The following is a 16,652-nucleotide window of genomic DNA, read 5'->3' on the forward strand; positions in this document are numbered from 1 at the left end:
TTGTAATATATTCTACAATAAACTGTAACATTTTGTGTGTATGATAGAATTATGTTCGAAAGGAGAATAGAATTCATGAACAGTAAAAAGTTCCAATGGACAGTCACTTCCCTACTTTCAGCAGCATCACTTTTCATTTCTGGTATTGCTACAGTGAATGCTGAAACTTACGAAGTGAAGTCTGGAGATACTCTATCAAAAATTGCACTAGAAAATAACACTTCAGTAGAAAATATTATTGCATCTAACAATCTGACTAATGAAGATTTGATCTATGCAGGACAAATTATTGAGTTAGGTGAGCGTTCTAAATCTATGATTGATAAAGTTGCTCCACAAGAGCAAGCAAAACCTGCTGAAAGTGCACCTACAGCAACTGCAACAGCACAAACTGCTCAAAAACAAACAACTTATGCAGCAAATGCTGCAGTGACTTCTGCACAATCAACAAATGGTGGAATTGTTCTATCAAATGGGAATACTGCTGGGGAACAAGGATCTTATGCAGCTGCTCGTATGGCTGAAATGACTGGTGTACCTGCTTCTACTTGGGAAGCAATTATTGCCCGTGAATCAAATGGTCAAGTAAATGCAGCAAATGCTTCTGGTGCCAGTGGCTTGTTCCAAACAATGCCAGGTTGGGGTTCAACTGCAACAGTTGATGATCAAATCCAGGCTGCATACAATGCATATAGCTCACAAGGTTTATCAGCTTGGGGTTATTAAAAAATAGGTTTACAATTTGTAAACCTATTTTTTTAATGTCTCAAGAATATCAAGTGGAGAGTGACAAATAAAATCTGGTGAGTAGAGAAGTAGATCTTCAAGATCTCCAAATCCCCAAGTGACGGCCATGGTTTTTATGCCAACTGCTTGACCTCCAATGAGGTCAAATTTTGTGTCTCCAATAATCACTGTCTCCTCTTTTGGAAGGTCATTGATTGACAAGGCGTATCGAATGACATCGGCTTTGTGGATACGATCTGAATTTGATCCATAAATTCCTTTAAAGTATTTATCGATACCTAAATCTTGACACATCTGTAAAGCAACTGGTTCATGTTTTGAAGTAGTTACATAAAGAGGAATGTTTTCGTCTTGTAATGCTTTCAAAGCTTCTACTATCTGAGGAAACAGAGTTGATTTGTATTGACCTTTTTCATGATAATACTGGCGGTAGATAGTTACGGCTTGATCTACTAAAGTTTCAGGAAGGGTAGCTTCAAAACTAGAAATCAAAGGTGGTCCCATAAAACTACGGATAGTTTTGAGATCGGGTTGAGGAACCTTCAAAGTATCGAATGTATGTTGAAAGCTCTCTGTAATTCCCTTGGAACTGTCAACTAATGTTCCATCTAAATCAAAAAATAAGGCTTGCATGCTATTCTCCAAATATCTCTTTTTGTAATCTACGTCCGGTTGGTGTTGCTGCCAATCCTCCTTCAGCTGTTTCTCTAAAGGCAGTCGGAAGACTAGAACCAACTTGGTACATGGCGTCAATCACTTCATCGACAGGAATTTTTGATTCAATGCCTGCTAAAGCCATATCAGCAGCAATGAAGGCATAGCTAGCTCCCATTGCGTTCCGTTTAACACATGGAACTTCCACGAGTCCAGCTACTGGATCACAAATGAGCCCAAGCATGTTTTTGATGACAAAACAGACAGCTTGACTCGCTTGATAAGGAGTTCCTCCAGCAGCTAGTGTCAATGCAGCCGCACTCATAGCTGAAGCAGAACCGACTTCTGCCTGACAACCACCTTCTGCGCCTGAAATAGAAGCATTATTGGCGATCACTAAACCAAAAGCTCCAGCTGTCAGTAGAAAATCTAATTGTTGCTGACGGTTTAACCCTAATTTTTGAGTTGCTGCAGTGAGAACTGCGGGAAGGCAGCCAGCAGATCCTGCAGTGGGTGTTGCGCAGACCAGTCCCATCTTAGCATTGTGTTCGTTGACAGCAATAGCATTCTTCGCTGCAGTTAGGACGGTCAAGTCAGATAACGTTTTTCCTGATTTGATATAGCGATCTAATTTTGCGGCATCCCCACCAGTTAACCCACTACGAGAGTGGTTTTCATTTAACCCTAACTTTACAGAATCAATCATCACTTCTAAATTACGGGTCATTAATCGTAGGACTTCTTCTCGTTCACGACCAGTTAGTTCAAATTCAGTTGCAATCATTAACTCTGCGACGTTTCCTTGGTATTGCGTGCTTGCTTGTTCTACGAGGTCTACAATTGAATAAAACATATGAACTCCTTATTTGAAAAAGTTGACATTATGAAGATGAGGAATTTTACGGATATCTTCGATCGCTGCTTCACAACTCCTTGAGTCAACTTCTATAATCATAATCGCTTTTTCTCCAGCTTTTTCCCGCGTCACATTCATTTGCGCAATGTTAATATCATAGCGAGAAAGAGCTTCTGTCACATGAGCGATCATTCCAGGGACGTCCTGGTGAACAATGATAATGGTTGGAGTATTCATATTTAGCGAGATAGCAAAGCCATTTAACTCAGTAACCTGTATGTTCCCACCACCAATTGAGATTCCAGTGACAGAAATCGTTTTATGATCATTTTTAACAGTAATGGTTGTTGTGTTTGGGTGAGGAGCATTGCTTTCTTTTTGAATAGACCAAACAATCCGAATGCCTCGTTCATGTGCAATTTTTAGACTATCTGGGATTCTAGGATCATCTGTGTCCATTCCTAAGATGCCCGCTACTAAGGCTAAATCTGTTCCATGACCACGATAGGTTTTGGCGAAGGAATTAAATAATTGGAACTCAACTTCTTTTGGTTCCTCTCCAAAGATAGAAGAAACAATTTTACCAATTCGAACAGCACCTGCAGTGTGACTACTGGATGGGCCGATCATCACAGGTCCAATAATATCAAAAACTGATTGGAATTTTAAAGAGTTCATGCTCTGCTCCTTTGTGATCACTTTACTTCATTATATCAGATATGGCTGATGATTTCTTCTATTTTTCCCGAAATATCTGAGAAATCTTAAAGGGGGCTTAAAGCATTTATATTATCCTGGATTTTTAGTATTTCTAACATCTGACTGAAATATTTGACATATAATTTCAATAAATATGAAATATTTCTTGTGTAGTATAGAGGTATACCAATAAAGGAGTACATAATAATGAATAAAAAACAAATGATGAAACGAATGATTGGACTTAGTTTACTTGCAGGACTTTTCCTTCCAATTGTAGCGAATGCAGATTCTTATACTGTAAAATCAGGTGATACTTTATCAGCTATTGCTAAAGAGAAAAACACAACGGTTGATGCGATTGCTAAGAAAAATAAGATTAGTAACGTGAATCTCATCTCAGTTGGTCAAGTTCTTGAGATTGAAGATGCAAATACAACGCAGAAAACCACGGAGCAAGCTCCTGCTAGTAAAACTGATACTACACAAGCAACAACTACTGTCTCTGCTTCAGATGGCTTGAGTGCGGAAGACGCGGCTGCTAAGGAATGGATTGCTCAGAAAGAGTCAAGTGGTAGCTATACAGCACAAAATGGCCAATATTATGGCCGTTACCAATTAACTATCACTTATTTGAATGGTGATTTATCACCTGCAAACCAAGAAAAAGTAGCCAATCAATATGTTGTCAACCGTTATGGATCATGGTCAGCAGCTAAAAATTTCTGGTTGGCAAATGGCTGGTATTAAATTCGTTTAAAAAGAGTTCTTGAATAGGACTCTTTTTAAATTTACAGACTTGTAAACCCATCGATCCTGATCAACAAAAAGAATAGTAAGATGCTTGTTTTCTAATATAAAGCGTGTTAAAATGGTAACTGCTCAAAACGACCTTCAATCGTTGAAGCAAACCACGACCTTCAATCGTGAGAAACGAAAAGATGGGAGAAATCTATGAGTGATAACTCGAAAACACGTGTTGTTGTTGGTATGAGTGGTGGTGTGGATTCATCTGTAACAGCTTTATTATTAAAGCAACAGGGTTACGATGTCATCGGCATCTTCATGAAAAACTGGGACGACACAGACGAAAATGGCGTCTGTACAGCTACAGAAGATTACAAAGATGTAGCAGCGGTTGCAGACCAAATTGGCATTCCTTACTATTCTGTCAACTTTGAGAAAGAATACTGGGATCGTGTCTTTGAATATTTCCTTGCTGAATACCGAGCTGGTCGAACACCAAATCCGGATGTCATGTGTAATAAGGAAATCAAATTTAAGGCCTTTTTAGATTATGCTATGACACTCGGTGCAGATTATGTAGCGACAGGGCACTATGCGCGCGTGGCGCGTGATGAGGATGGCATTGTTCATATGTTACGTGGTGTTGACAACGGGAAGGACCAAACTTATTTCTTAAGCCAGCTGTCACAAGAACAACTTCAAAAAACCATGTTCCCATTGGGACATTTGGAAAAGCCTGAAGTTCGCCGTCTAGCTGAAGAAGCTGGATTAGCAACAGCTAAAAAGAAAGACTCAACTGGAATTTGCTTTATTGGAGAAAAAAATTTCAAAGAGTTTCTAGGGAATTACCTTCCTGCCCAACCAGGTCGAATGATGACCATTGATGGACGAGATATGGGTGAACATGCAGGTTTGATGTATTACACAATCGGTCAACGGGGTGGGCTTGGAATTGGAGGCCAACAAGGTGGAGACAATGCGCCATGGTTTGTAGTTGGTAAAGACCTTAGTCAAAATATTCTTTATGTAGGTCAAGGCTTCTATCATGAAGCATTGATGTCAACAAGTTTACAGGCTAGTCAAGTTCACTTTACACGAGATATGCCAGAAGAGTTTACATTAGAGTGTACAGCTAAGTTCCGCTATCGTCAACCAGATTCTAAGGTAACTGTACACGTTAAAGGTGATAAGGCAGAAGTGATTTTTGCAGAACCTCAACGAGCTATTACACCAGGACAAGCTGTTGTCTTTTACGACGGTGAAGAGTGTCTAGGCGGTGGCTTGATTGACAATGCTTATCGGGATGGAAAAGTTTGTCAGTATATTTAGATTTTCTAGGAGGAACGAAAGTGTTTCAGTTCTTTAAGAAAAAAATAGAGAACACAAAGACTATCTCTGACTATAAGAAACAGTATTTGAGGGAGAAAACGACGGAGTCAATTGAAGCTTTGTTCAAGGAATTGAAGCAATCTAAAGTTTGGGTTCCCTTTAATGCCTCTTTAATGGATGGGAGTGACGAACAAGAAGGTGTTCGTCTAAAACCGGATATTCTACGAAAGGGAGACGACTACTTTTATCCTTGTTTCTTGACGGAACAGGATATTCCTAAAGATTATTACGATCGTTTTTCTTGGCTGCAAATACCTTTTACGGACTGTTTATTTACTGCAGAAAGGATAGGAAAGTTTCCAGTGAGAGGGATTGTTCTAGATGCATTCTCTGATCCAGTTGAGATTGACAAAGGAGTTTTTGAAGCAATCCGTCAATCTTAGTATATTTAAATTGACAAATTTTCTCAATTTGCTACAATAATAAAAGCAATAGAAATGATGGTCAAAGCTCATGGATGTTGCAGGCTTTTTTGTCCTGCACTTCTCAGAGTTTTGACTATTTTTGTGTGATTTCGAAAGGAAGTAAAATGAGGCAACAGGATTTTCGGACGAAAATAGGTTCTACTGTTTTTGGCGTGAGAGCGACTGCTTTGATTGTAAAAGATAATCGCTTGTTCGTCATAGAAGATGAGGACGGCTGTTATACAATCGGAGGTGCTATTCAAGTCAATGAAACTACAGAGGATGCGGTAGTTCGTGAAGTCAAAGAGGAACTTGGTGTTACATCTACAGTAGGTCCGTTAGCTTTCGTGGTTGAAAATCACTTTGAACAAGCTGGAATCCACTATCATAACATTGAATTTCATTATTTGGTGGACTTGCTAGAAGATGCACCTTTGGTCATGCAGGAAGATACAAAGCGATTACCTTGCCGTTGGATTGCTTTAGATGATTTACACACTGTTGACATGAAACCGGCCTTTTTAAAATCAGCCCTACCAGAATGGGACGGAAAATTACGACACATCCATCTTGAGAAATAGGAGAAAAAATGACTTATAATTTTATTGAAGAATACGATATCATTGTAATTGGTGCGGGGCATGCGGGAGTAGAAGCCTCCCTAGCTGCTAGCCGTATGGGTTGTAAGGTCTTACTTGCGACTATTAACATTGAAATGCTGGCTTTTATGCCTTGTAATCCCTCTATTGGTGGTTCTGCTAAGGGGATTGTCGTGCGTGAAGTCGATGCCCTCGGTGGAGAAATGGCGAAGAATATCGACAAGACCTACATCCAAATGAAAATGCTTAATACTGGTAAAGGTCCTGCGGTTCGTGCACTTCGGGCTCAAGCAGACAAAGAACTTTACTCAAAAGAAATGCGGAAAACGGTTGAAAACCAAGAAAATTTAACTCTTCGCCAAACCATGATTGATGAGATTTTGGTGGAGAATGGTAAGGTTGTTGGTGTAAGGACTGCGACTCACCAAGAGTATGGGGCAAAGGCTGTTATTGTCACTACTGGGACAGCTTTACGCGGAGAAATTATCATTGGAGATCTCAAGTATTCGTCAGGACCTAATCATAGTCTAGCTTCTATCAATTTGGCCGATAATCTCAAACAACTAGGATTAGAAATTGGACGTTTCAAAACAGGGACACCACCTCGTGTAAAGGCATCGTCAATTAATTATGACGAAACGGAAATTCAACCTGGAGATGAAGCTCCAAATCATTTTTCTTATACATCGCGTGATGAAGATTATGTAAAGGATCAGGTTTCTTGTTGGTTGACTTATACGAATGGGCATAGCCATGAAATTATCCAGAATAATTTACACCGGGCACCTATGTTTACAGGGGTTGTAAAGGGAGTAGGTCCTCGCTATTGTCCGTCCATTGAGGATAAAATTGTCCGTTTTGCTGACAAAGAACGTCATCAACTATTTTTAGAACCTGAGGGACGAAATACAGAAGAAGTCTATGTTCAAGGACTGTCAACGAGTTTACCAGAGGATGTTCAACGGGATCTCGTCCATTCTATTAAGGGACTTGAGAAGGCAGAAATGATGCGAACGGGTTATGCAATTGAGTATGATATGGTTTTACCTCATCAATTGCGCGCAACTTTGGAAACCAAGAAAATTTCAGGTCTCTTTACAGCTGGCCAAACCAATGGAACGTCTGGCTATGAGGAGGCTGCTGGTCAAGGGATTATTGCAGGGATCAATGCGGCTCTAAAAATCCAAGGAAAACCGGAACTCATTTTGAAACGCAGTGATGGTTATATTGGGGTCATGATCGATGACTTGGTAACAAAGGGAACGATCGAACCGTATCGTTTGTTAACAAGCCGTGCAGAATACCGTCTGATTTTGCGTCATGATAATGCCGATATGCGCTTGACAGAAATGGGACGAGCAATTGGATTGGTAGATGATGAACGTTGGCAACGTTTCGAAACCAAGAAGTATCAGTTTGAAAACGAGATGAAGCGTTTAGATAGCATTAAGTTAAAGCCTGTAAAGGAAACCAATGAGAAGGTTGCTGCAATGGGCTTTAAACCATTGACAGATGCTGTCACTGCTAAAGAATTCTTGCGAAGACCAGAAGTCTCTTACCAAGATGTGGTAGAATTTATCGGTCCTGCAGCTGAAGAACTGGATGATAAAATCATTGAATTGATTGAAACTGAAATTAAATACGAAGGCTATATTTCAAAAGCAATGGACCAAGTCGAAAAAATGAAGCGTATGGAAGAAAAACGAATTCCTGCGAATATTGACTGGGATGATATTGACTCTATTGCAACCGAAGCGCGTCAAAAATTTAAATTAATTAATCCAGAAACGATTGGTCAAGCAAGTCGTATCTCAGGTGTCAATCCAGCGGATATCTCTATTTTAATGGTTTACTTGGAAGGTAAATCTCGTAGTATCTCCAAAAACAAAGCAAACCACTAATCAAATGGGGCTGAGATGATGTTTCAGCCTCAATTTTATGGATTGAAATCTGTTGTTACTATTTACACAGTTGTAAACCTTGTTTACAAAGTAGTGAAGCCGAGGAAGAGCTTTTACAGGTCGATCTTCTCTGTAATATAGAGAGAAACCTCGCTTTTTGCCTCTATTTATGGTATAATTCCGAGAAGAGGTTTATGATGAAAAAATTTCGTTTATCGTTCATCCATTATGTGTTAATTGGTTTTATTTCATTTGCAATTTTAGCAATTTTTTTAAGAATCTTTGGCAAAGGCTATGTAACTCTCATTGCAATTTTTTTAGTCTTAGCTGGATTGATTGCTTTATTTGAATACCAGTTACAAATTTCAGAGTTAGATGAATTAGAACAAATACAATACGTTAACCATCAGGCAGAAAGCGGATTAGCATCCCTCCTTGATAAAATGCCTGTTGGAGTTATCAAAATTAATAAAGAGACAAATGAAGTAGAGTGGTTCAACCCTTATGCTGAATTGATTTTTTCAACAGATGATGGGGACTTTGATGTTGAATCCTTGAAAAAGTTACTCAATACTCTGTTTGAGGATAAAGGTCATTATGTCACTGTAGCCGATAAGAAATATTCTGTTTACTTTGATCAGACGTCTAGTGTTGTTTACTTTTTTGATGTTTCAAGTGAGTATGAAGCAACTGTGGGATTGGTGACAACTCGTCCCGTTATCGGTATTATTTCTGTTGATAACTATGATGATCTAGAAGATGTCATTTCAGACTCTGATATTAGCAATATCAATAGTTTTATTGCCAACTTTGTAGAAGAGTTTACAGCTCATTACCATATGTTTTACAGACGTGTGGGGATGGATCGTTTCTATTTGTTTACAGACTACACGGTCTTAGAACAGTTGATGGAATCAAAATTTTCAGTCATCGATCAATTCCGTGAAGAAGCTAAAAAGCGTGAGCTACCTATTACCTTAAGTATGGGATTCTCTTACGGTGACGGCGAGCATGATGAGATTGGTAAAGTGGCTCTCTTGAACCTAAACCTTGCGGAAGTTCGTGGTGGGGATCAAGCAGTTGTCAAGGAAAATGATGAACAGAAAAACCCTGTTTTCTTTGGTGGGGGAACAGCTTCGGCTGTGAAGCGGACTCGGACTCGCACACGCGCTATGATGACAGCTATTTCGGATAAGATTAAATCCGTTGATCAAGTCTTCATTGTTGGACATAGAAACTTGGATATGGATGCTTTAGGAGCGTCTGTGGGAATGCAGTTTTTCTCTAGCAATATTTTGGCTTCCTCTTATGTGGTCTATGACCCGCATGCAATGGCTAGTGATATTTCAAGGGCAATTGCGAAACTAGAAGAAGAGCAGGTAACGAAAATCCTTCCCCTAGAGGAAGCCATGCAAATGGTGACGGATCGCTCTTTGTTAATTATGGTGGACCATTCTAAGACAGCCTTAACCCTTTCTAAAGAGTTTTATCAGGAATTTCAACAGATTATTGTCATTGACCATCACCGTCGGGATGATGATTTCCCTGAAAATGTTCTGATTACCTATATTGAAAGTGGAGCAAGTAGTGCGAGCGAATTGGTTAGTGAACTGATTCAGTTCCAGAAGTCGAAGAAAAATCGATTGACGAAGATTCAAGCTAGTGTCTTGATGGCTGGGATCATGCTGGATACTAAGAACTTCTCCACACGTGTTACAAGTCGGACCTTTGATGTGGCGAGTTACCTTCGTTCAAGAGGTAGTGATAGTGTAGCCATCCAGGAGATCTCTGCGATTCAGTTTGACGAGTACCGCGAAGTGAACGAACTGATCTTGACTGGTGAAAAGATTTTGCCACATATCATCGTAGCTTGTGCCAATACGACTAAAGCCTATGATTCAGTAACCATTAGTAAGGCTGCTGATAGTATGCTGGCCATGTCTGAGGTGGAAGCAACCTTTGTCATTGCTTGTAATCAAAGTGGAACTGTCTCGATTTCTGCACGTAGTCGAAGCAAAGTCAATGTACAGCGTATCATGGAACAGCTTGGCGGAGGAGGTCATTTCAATTCGGCGGCTTCTCAAATTGAGGGTCAAGATTTGATGAGTATTCGTCAACAATTGATTGAGACTATTGAAAACGAAGTAACTATTGAAAAGGAGAATGTAGAATGAAAGTTATTTTCTTAGCGGATGTAAAAGGTAAAGGTAAGAAAGGCGAAATTAAAGAAGTGCCTACTGGTTATGCACAAAACTTTTTGATCAAGAAAAATCTTGCGAAAGAAGCCAATGCCCAAGCAATCGGTGAACTTCGTGGAAAGCAAAAGTCAGAAGAAAAAGCGCATGCTGAATTGTTAGCAGAAGCGCAAAAGATTAAAGCAAAATTAGAAGAAGAAGCAACTGTTGTTCAATTCACGGAAAAAATTGGGCCAGATGGCCGTACTTTCGGCTCTATTACCAATAAAAAGATTGCAGAAGAGCTTGAGAAACAATTTGGCATTAAAATTGATAAACGTCATATCCAAGTTTCCTCTCCAATTCGTTCAACAGGTTTGATTGACGTCCCTGTAAAAATTTATCAAGATGTTACAGGTGTGATTAATATTCGTGTAAACGAAGGGTAAACACGATCGATAGAAAGGTTTTTTATGGCTGAGATAGAGGAATTACGAACACAACCTCAGGATATCCAAGCGGAGCAATCAGTGTTGGGAGCCATCTTTATTGATGAGGGGAAATTGGTCTTTGTTCGTGAATATATCGAGCCTGGCGATTTCTTTAAGTACTCGCACCGTTTGATTTTTAAAGCCATGATCGATCTAGCTGACCGCGGGGATGCGATTGATGCGACGACTGTTCGAAATATTTTAGATAGTCAGGGGGATCTCCAAAATATTGGTGGTCTCTCCTATTTGGTAGAAGTCATTAATTCGGTACCAACTTCAGCTAACGCGGAGTATTACGCGAAAATTGTTGCCGAAAAAGCTGTCTTACGTCGATTGATCTCTCGATTAACGGAAAGTATTAATCAAGCTTATGATGGTGCAAGTCCTTCAGATGAAATCATTGCGGGTGCTGAAAAAGCTCTGATTGATGTTAGTGAAAACGCAAATCGTAGTGGATTTAAAAATATTCGAGACATCTTGAATATAAATTTTGGTAGCTTGGAAGCCCGCTCGCTTCAAACCTCTGATATTACGGGTATTGCGACAGGCTATCGCGATTTGGACCATATGACGACAGGGCTACATGAGGAAGAATTGATTATTTTAGCGGCTCGTCCTGCAGTAGGGAAAACAGCCTTTGCTCTAAATATTGCTCAAAATATCGGGACAAAGTTGGATAAGACAGTGGCTATTTTCTCATTAGAAATGGGTGCTGAAAGTTTGGTTGACCGGATGTTAGCAGCTGAAGGCTTGATTGAATCCCATTCGATTCGTACAGGTCAATTGACGGATGAAGAGTGGCGGAAATATGCCATTGCTCAAGGAAATTTGGCCAATGCGAGTATTTACATCGATGATACCCCAGGAATTCGGATCACTGAGATTCGTTCGAGAGCAAGAAAATTAGCGCAGGAAACAGGCAATCTCGGTCTTATTCTGATTGACTACCTGCAGCTGATTACAGGGACTGGAAGAGAAAACCGTCAACAGGAAGTTTCAGAAATTTCTCGTCAGTTAAAGATTTTGGCAAAGGAACTAAAAGTTCCCGTTATTGCTTTGAGTCAGCTATCACGTGGTGTGGAACAGCGCCAAGACAAACGTCCTGTTCTTTCTGATATTCGTGAATCTGGATCGATTGAGCAGGATGCGGATATTGTTGCTTTCTTGTACCGTGATGATTATTATGATCGAGCTGGTGAAGAGGAAGAAGATGGAATGCCCAATAATACGGTTGAAGTGATTATTGAGAAAAACCGTTCAGGTGCGCGTGGGACAGTCGAATTAATATTCCAAAAGGAATACAATAAATTCTCAAGTATTTCAAAGAGAGAGGATCAATAAGATGAGTGATGCATTTACAGATGTTGCAAAAATGAAAAAAATTAAAGAAGAAATCAAGGCCCATGAAGGACAAGTGGTTGAAATGACGCTTGAAAATGGACGGAAACGTCAAAAAAATAAATTTGGACGCTTGATTGAGGTCTATCCTTCTTTATTTATTATCGAGTATACGAACGACAATAGCTTACCAGGTGAACCGGCCAATACCTACGTGGAGTCTTACACCTATTCAGATATTTTGACAGAGAAGAATTTAATTCGTTATTTGGATTAATTTCTTGCTTTTATCGCCTAAATCAGTTATTATAATAAATACATATGGGAGTCTGTGTACAGTCTGAGAGGAAGTGTAAGCTTCGACCGCACCTGATCTGGGTAATGCCAGCGTAGGAAACAAATGAAATGTATTTTTCGTTATGAGTGACCTTGTGCAATCCGTCTCCTATTTTGGAGGCGTTTTTTATTTGTGAGAAAGGAGGTTACGATGTCTCTTGTAAAAAGATATTCAAAACAATTGATAGGATTTGCAGGTTTTAGCAGCCTTCTTGTCTTATGGCAGTTAGCAGGATTTTTAAATATCCTCCCCAAATTTGTATTACCAACGCCACTTGAAATTGGGAATGCCTTTGTACGAGATCGAGCTCTCCTGATTCATCACAGTTTGTCTACCCTTCAAGTGGCCTTGATCGGACTTGTTATAGGCGTTCTTCTTGCTGCTGGCTTTGCGATTCTCATGGATAGTTTTCAATGGGTGAATGATCTGGTCTATCCTTTTATGGTTGTTATTCAAACCATTCCGACGATTGCCTTGGCCCCTATCCTGGTTCTTTGGTTTGGTTATGGTATGCTTCCAAAACTGGTTTTGATCATTATTACGGTGGTATTTCCCATCGTAGTCAGTCTGTTAGATGGTTTTCGGCATTGCGATCAAGATATTCTGAGATTGTTTCAGATTATGCAAGCCAATCGCTTTCAGACTTTAGTCCATTATAAAATTCCTGCAGCGCTTCCTTATTTTTTCGCAGGTTTACGTGTGAGTGTTTCCTATGCTTTTATCAGTACGGTCGTTTCAGAATGGTTAGGAGGTTTTGATGGATTGGGGGTCTATATGATCCAATCGAAGAAGTTATTTCAGTATGATACGATGTTTGCGATCATTGTATTGATTTCTGCTATTAGTTTACTCGGTATGTTTCTCGTTGACCAATTAGAAAAAAACATTCTAAAATGGAAAAAGGATTGACAAACTTGTAAATGGTGTAAAAATTAAATTGACAAAAATGTAAAAGAGGTATAGCTAATGAAAAAGTCAATAGGTTTATTTTTCTCAATAATATTGGGATTTGTTTTCTTGAGTGCTTGTCAAAATTCTGTCAAGCAATCGTCAAGCGATTTGAAAAAGATTGATTTTATTCTAGATTGGACCCCGAATACCAATCATACGGGTCTCTATGTAGCTAAGGAAAAAGGGTACTTTAAAGATGCAGGACTGGATGTAGATATAAAACTTCCTCCGGAAGACAGTAGTTCTGATTTGATTATCAATGGGAAAGCTCCATTTGGAATTTATTTCCAAGATTCTATGGCCAAGAAATTGGATAAAGGTGCGGGTATTACCGCTGTTGCAGCTATTGTTGAACACAATACGTCAGGGATTATTTCAAGAAAAGATGCAGCGATCACAAGTCCAAAAGATTTGGTTGGTAAGCGGTATGGTACCTGGAATGATCCGATTGAGTTGGAAATGATCAAATCGATGATGAAAAAAGAAGGTGCTGATTTTAATCAAGTAAAATTGGTTCCAAATAGTGATTCAAATTCCATTACTCCGATTGAAAATAAGGTCTTTGATGCTGCTTGGATTTATCACGGTTGGGATGGAATTTTGGCTGAGCAAAAGGGAATGAAGACCAATTTCTTCTATATGAAAGATTTTGTTCCTGCATTTGACTACTATTCGCCTGTTATTATTGCTAACAATGACTATTTGAAGTCTCATAAAGAGGAAGCAAAAAAATTCATTCAAGCGGTGAAAAAAGGCTACCAATATGCTATAGAGCATCCGGAAGAAGCAGCGGATATCTTGATTAAACAGGCCCCTGCCTTGGCTAACCAGCGTGATTTTGTTCTAGCTGCCCAAAAATATCTTTCCAGTCAATATGCTTCAGACAAGGACAAGTGGGGGCAGTTTGATCCTAAGCGATGGAATGCTTTTTATGCTTGGGCAAAAGAGCAAGGATTGGTTTCAAATGACTTAGAAGACAAAGGTTTCACAAATGAATTGGTAGGTGACTGATATTTTAACCGTAAAAGATGTAAGTTTCTCTTTTGGAGATAAAGCAGTTTTAAACAATGTATCACTAGAAGTGCAAAAAGGAGAAATTGTCTCTATTCTAGGTCCGAGTGGGGTAGGGAAATCAACCTTGTTTAATTTAATTGCTGGGATCCTTCCCTTACAAAAGGGTACCATAGAAGTAGATAATGCTCCGATCTCCTTTGGGAAAGTCAGCTATATGCTACAAAAGGATCTTTTGTTGGAACATAAGACAGTATTGGGAAATATTATTCTGCCCCTTTTATTAAAAAAGATTTCTAAGGAAGAGGCGACATCTACCGCTCTAAAATTGTTAGATGAATTTAAATTGGGAAGTATCGCCAACCTTTATCCTAATGCGCTGAGTGGGGGGATGCGGCAACGGGTGGCGCTATTGAGAACCTATCTTCTGGGTCATTCTGTCTTCCTATTAGATGAAGCTTTTAGTGCCTTAGATGAATTGACAAGGCAGGACCTTTATCACTGGTATCTAGACAGTAAGGAACGTCTTGGTCTCACCACTCTGGTGATCACTCATAGTATCGAAGAAGCTTTGACATTGAGTGATCGGGTCTATATCTTGAATCATAATCCCGGTGAAATTATTGCAGATCTTCCTTTAAAATGGGATCTAGCAACGGATAGGGACTGGCAACAATTGCAATATAAAAAACGAATCATAGAATTGTTAGCTGAATTTCATTGAAATTGTTTTGAAGGACTTTACAAAGTTTCTATTCCGTGATAGAATAGAATTTGTGCGAAATGACAGCAGGACAAAATGAAGCTCGTCAACAGGAAGTCAGCTAGAAAAGTAACCTTTGCTGTTTGGGCGAAGGCTTTCTGAACGAATCAGGTTTGTCTAAAACGTTATTTCCTACAAAAATTATTTTTATAGGAGGACATTTTAAATGTCACGTTATACAGGACCATCTTGGAAACAATCTCGCCGTCTTGGCTTGTCACTTACAGGTACAGGTAAAGAATTGGCACGTCGTAACTACGTACCAGGTCAACACGGACCAAACAACCGTTCAAAATTGTCAGAATACGGTTTGCAATTAGCTGAGAAACAAAAACTTCGTTTCTCTTACGGACTTGGTGAAAAACAATTCCGTAACTTGTTCGTACAAGCTACTAAAGTTAAAGAAGGAACTGTCGGTTTCAACTTCATGCTTCTTTTGGAACGTCGTTTGGATAACGTTGTTTACCGTCTTGGACTTGCGACTACTCGTCGTCAAGCTCGTCAATTCGTTAACCACGGTCACATCCTTGTTGACGGAAAACGCGTTGATATCCCTTCATACCGTGTAACTCCAGGTCAAGTGATCTCAGTTCGCGAAAAATCAGCTAAAGTTCCAGCTATCCTTGAAGCTGTTGAAGCTACAGTTGGACGTCCAGCATTTGTATCATTCGATGCTGACAAACTTGAAGGTTCATTGACTCGCCTTCCAGAACGCGATGAAATCAACCCAGAAATCAACGAAGCACTTGTCGTTGAATTCTACAACAAAATGCTTTAATTTTAAGATATACCTTACAGAAAGCCTACAACAGTGGGCTTTTTGTTTTGTCTTAAAGGGTTGATTTCTGGGTTTGTTCAGTTACAAATTTTCTAAAGCTGTTTCATTAAATGAGACAGTTTTTTGTTTTCTTAAAACCTAAACCTGCTAATAAAAAAACTCCTGATCTAGATCGATCAGGAGAGACTGTTACCGTAACATTTTCATTAAAAATTCAGCCATTTGTTGAGGGCTTTCTTTTTTTCCGCGAGAAACCCACATTTGACAGACTCCGAAGAAGGCATTGGTCAGATAGACAGAACTGTAGACTCTTTCAATATCTGTTAATGATTTATGACTATAGCGCTCTTGCAAACTATCAACCAGAAGAATCTGTAATTTATGTCGTAAGAAGGTCTGGATTTCCTTGGTTCCATTCTCTGTCAGAAGAACCGCGAAGAGTGGCTCCTTGGTTAGAAATTCGAACACTTCTGTAATCGCTTGGCGCTTGTCATCTTGGTGTTTATCAAAGATATATTCAAGCTTGTGAAAGAGTGCTTGTTGGTAGCGCTCGATCATGTCATACTTGTCTCGATAGTGGGTATAAAAGCTAGAGCGACTAATGCCGGATTCTTGTGCTAACTCAACCGTCGTGATTTGGTCGAATGATTCCTTTTCGAGTAGTCGAACCATCGCCTCCTCGATATTTCGTTTTGTTTTTAATCGTTTATTGCTCTCAGTCATCTGTTAATCCTTTTTGCACAAAATTGTACACAGTGTCTAAAAAATAAGATTTTCTACTTGTGAAAATTTCTAGAAACTGTATAATCTATT

General features: G+C 39.4%; 18 protein-coding genes and 1 riboswitch. Of the genes, 14 read left to right on the plus strand and 4 right to left on the minus strand.

Going from position 1 to position 16,652, the window contains the following annotated elements; translation table 11 throughout:
* Positions 1 to 75 precede the first annotated feature (75 nt).
* Positions 76 to 726 carry a LysM peptidoglycan-binding domain-containing protein gene (locus tag HMPREF3002_RS01580; protein ID WP_003002250.1) on the plus strand — a complete coding sequence of 217 codons (651 nt, stop codon included), beginning with the start codon at positions 76 to 78 and terminating at the stop codon, positions 724 to 726.
* Positions 727 to 750: 24 nt separating this feature from the next.
* On the opposite strand, the gene HMPREF3002_RS01585 is transcribed toward HMPREF3002_RS01580, so the two are convergent.
* From HMPREF3002_RS01585 to sdaAB, 3 genes are read right to left on the minus strand one after another with little or no spacing between them, the layout of a single operon-like run.
* The gene (locus tag HMPREF3002_RS01585) at positions 751 to 1,380 is read right to left on the minus strand and encodes an HAD hydrolase-like protein (RefSeq protein ID WP_070664942.1); all 630 of its coding nucleotides are present in this window, start codon (positions 1,378 to 1,380) and stop codon (positions 751 to 753) included.
* 1 nt (position 1,381) lies between these two features.
* Positions 1,382 to 2,254: an L-serine ammonia-lyase, iron-sulfur-dependent, subunit alpha gene (sdaAA, locus tag HMPREF3002_RS01590; protein WP_045760056.1), complete on the minus strand. Its 873-nt coding sequence runs from the start codon at positions 2,252 to 2,254 to the stop codon at positions 1,382 to 1,384.
* 9 nt (positions 2,255 to 2,263) lie between these two features.
* Entirely contained in the window at positions 2,264 to 2,935 is a 672-nt protein-coding gene (gene sdaAB / locus HMPREF3002_RS01595; RefSeq protein ID WP_003002135.1) for an L-serine ammonia-lyase, iron-sulfur-dependent subunit beta, read from the minus strand.
* Between the two features lie 228 nt (positions 2,936 to 3,163).
* Here sdaAB and HMPREF3002_RS01600 point away from each other — a divergent pair, with 228 nt between their 5' ends.
* The 13 genes from HMPREF3002_RS01600 to rpsD all read left to right on the plus strand — a co-directional run bounded on the left by HMPREF3002_RS01600 (position 3,164) and on the right by rpsD (position 15,839).
* The gene (locus HMPREF3002_RS01600) at positions 3,164 to 3,706 is read left to right on the plus strand and encodes an aggregation-promoting factor (protein ID WP_070664944.1); all 543 of its coding nucleotides are present in this window, start codon (positions 3,164 to 3,166) and stop codon (positions 3,704 to 3,706) included.
* A 204-nt stretch (positions 3,707 to 3,910) separates the two neighbouring features.
* Entirely contained in the window at positions 3,911 to 5,032 is a 1,122-nt protein-coding gene (gene mnmA / locus HMPREF3002_RS01605) for a tRNA 2-thiouridine(34) synthase MnmA (RefSeq protein WP_023919979.1), read from the plus strand.
* A gap of 20 nt (positions 5,033 to 5,052) precedes the next feature.
* The gene (locus tag HMPREF3002_RS01610; protein ID WP_049471774.1) at positions 5,053 to 5,475 is read left to right on the plus strand and encodes an SseB family protein; all 423 of its coding nucleotides are present in this window, start codon (positions 5,053 to 5,055) and stop codon (positions 5,473 to 5,475) included.
* 146 nt (positions 5,476 to 5,621) lie between these two features.
* Positions 5,622 to 6,077, plus strand: coding sequence for an NUDIX hydrolase (locus HMPREF3002_RS01615; protein WP_070449615.1), 456 nt, complete (start codon positions 5,622 to 5,624; stop codon positions 6,075 to 6,077).
* Between the two features lie 8 nt (positions 6,078 to 6,085).
* Positions 6,086 to 7,996 carry a tRNA uridine-5-carboxymethylaminomethyl(34) synthesis enzyme MnmG gene (gene mnmG, locus HMPREF3002_RS01620; RefSeq protein ID WP_070664946.1) on the plus strand — a complete coding sequence of 637 codons (1,911 nt, stop codon included), beginning with the start codon at positions 6,086 to 6,088 and terminating at the stop codon, positions 7,994 to 7,996.
* 194 nt (positions 7,997 to 8,190) lie between these two features.
* Positions 8,191 to 10,170: a DHH family phosphoesterase gene (locus HMPREF3002_RS01625; RefSeq protein WP_083312638.1), complete on the plus strand. Its 1,980-nt coding sequence runs from the start codon at positions 8,191 to 8,193 to the stop codon at positions 10,168 to 10,170.
* Positions 10,167 to 10,619 (plus strand): 50S ribosomal protein L9, encoded by a 453-nt coding sequence (gene rplI, locus HMPREF3002_RS01630; protein ID WP_003002156.1) that lies wholly within the window; start codon positions 10,167 to 10,169, stop codon positions 10,617 to 10,619. Before HMPREF3002_RS01625 ends, rplI begins: the two co-directional genes overlap by 4 nt.
* Before the next feature lie 24 nt (positions 10,620 to 10,643).
* Positions 10,644 to 12,002, plus strand: coding sequence for a replicative DNA helicase (dnaB, locus tag HMPREF3002_RS01635; protein ID WP_014714093.1), 1,359 nt, complete (start codon positions 10,644 to 10,646; stop codon positions 12,000 to 12,002).
* 1 nt (position 12,003) lies between these two features.
* Positions 12,004 to 12,276 (plus strand): Veg family protein, encoded by a 273-nt coding sequence (locus HMPREF3002_RS01640; protein WP_003009183.1) that lies wholly within the window; start codon positions 12,004 to 12,006, stop codon positions 12,274 to 12,276.
* Positions 12,277 to 12,310: 34 nt separating this feature from the next.
* Positions 12,311 to 12,412, plus strand: a riboswitch (TPP riboswitch).
* A gap of 74 nt (positions 12,413 to 12,486) precedes the next feature.
* Positions 12,487 to 13,245, plus strand: coding sequence for an ABC transporter permease (locus HMPREF3002_RS01645; protein WP_031574751.1), 759 nt, complete (start codon positions 12,487 to 12,489; stop codon positions 13,243 to 13,245).
* Between the two features lie 57 nt (positions 13,246 to 13,302).
* Complete coding sequence (locus tag HMPREF3002_RS01650) at positions 13,303 to 14,298, plus strand: ABC transporter substrate-binding protein (protein ID WP_070664950.1); 996 nt, start codon at positions 13,303 to 13,305, stop codon at positions 14,296 to 14,298.
* Complete coding sequence (locus HMPREF3002_RS01655) at positions 14,291 to 15,022, plus strand: ABC transporter ATP-binding protein (RefSeq protein ID WP_003009177.1); 732 nt, start codon at positions 14,291 to 14,293, stop codon at positions 15,020 to 15,022. Before HMPREF3002_RS01650 ends, HMPREF3002_RS01655 begins: the two co-directional genes overlap by 8 nt.
* A gap of 205 nt (positions 15,023 to 15,227) precedes the next feature.
* On the plus strand, positions 15,228 to 15,839 hold the full coding sequence (rpsD, locus tag HMPREF3002_RS01660) for a 30S ribosomal protein S4 (RefSeq protein ID WP_003002210.1): 612 nt from the start codon (positions 15,228 to 15,230) through the stop codon (positions 15,837 to 15,839).
* A 189-nt stretch (positions 15,840 to 16,028) separates the two neighbouring features.
* Here rpsD and HMPREF3002_RS01665 read toward each other — a convergent pair whose 3' ends face one another.
* Complete coding sequence (locus HMPREF3002_RS01665) at positions 16,029 to 16,562, minus strand: TetR/AcrR family transcriptional regulator (RefSeq protein ID WP_003001962.1); 534 nt, start codon at positions 16,560 to 16,562, stop codon at positions 16,029 to 16,031.
* Between the last annotated feature and the right edge of the window lie 90 nt (positions 16,563 to 16,652).

The organism is Streptococcus sp. HMSC065E03, assembly GCF_001815045.1.
Classification (GTDB): Bacteria; Bacillota; Bacilli; order Lactobacillales; family Streptococcaceae; genus Streptococcus; species Streptococcus parasanguinis_AD.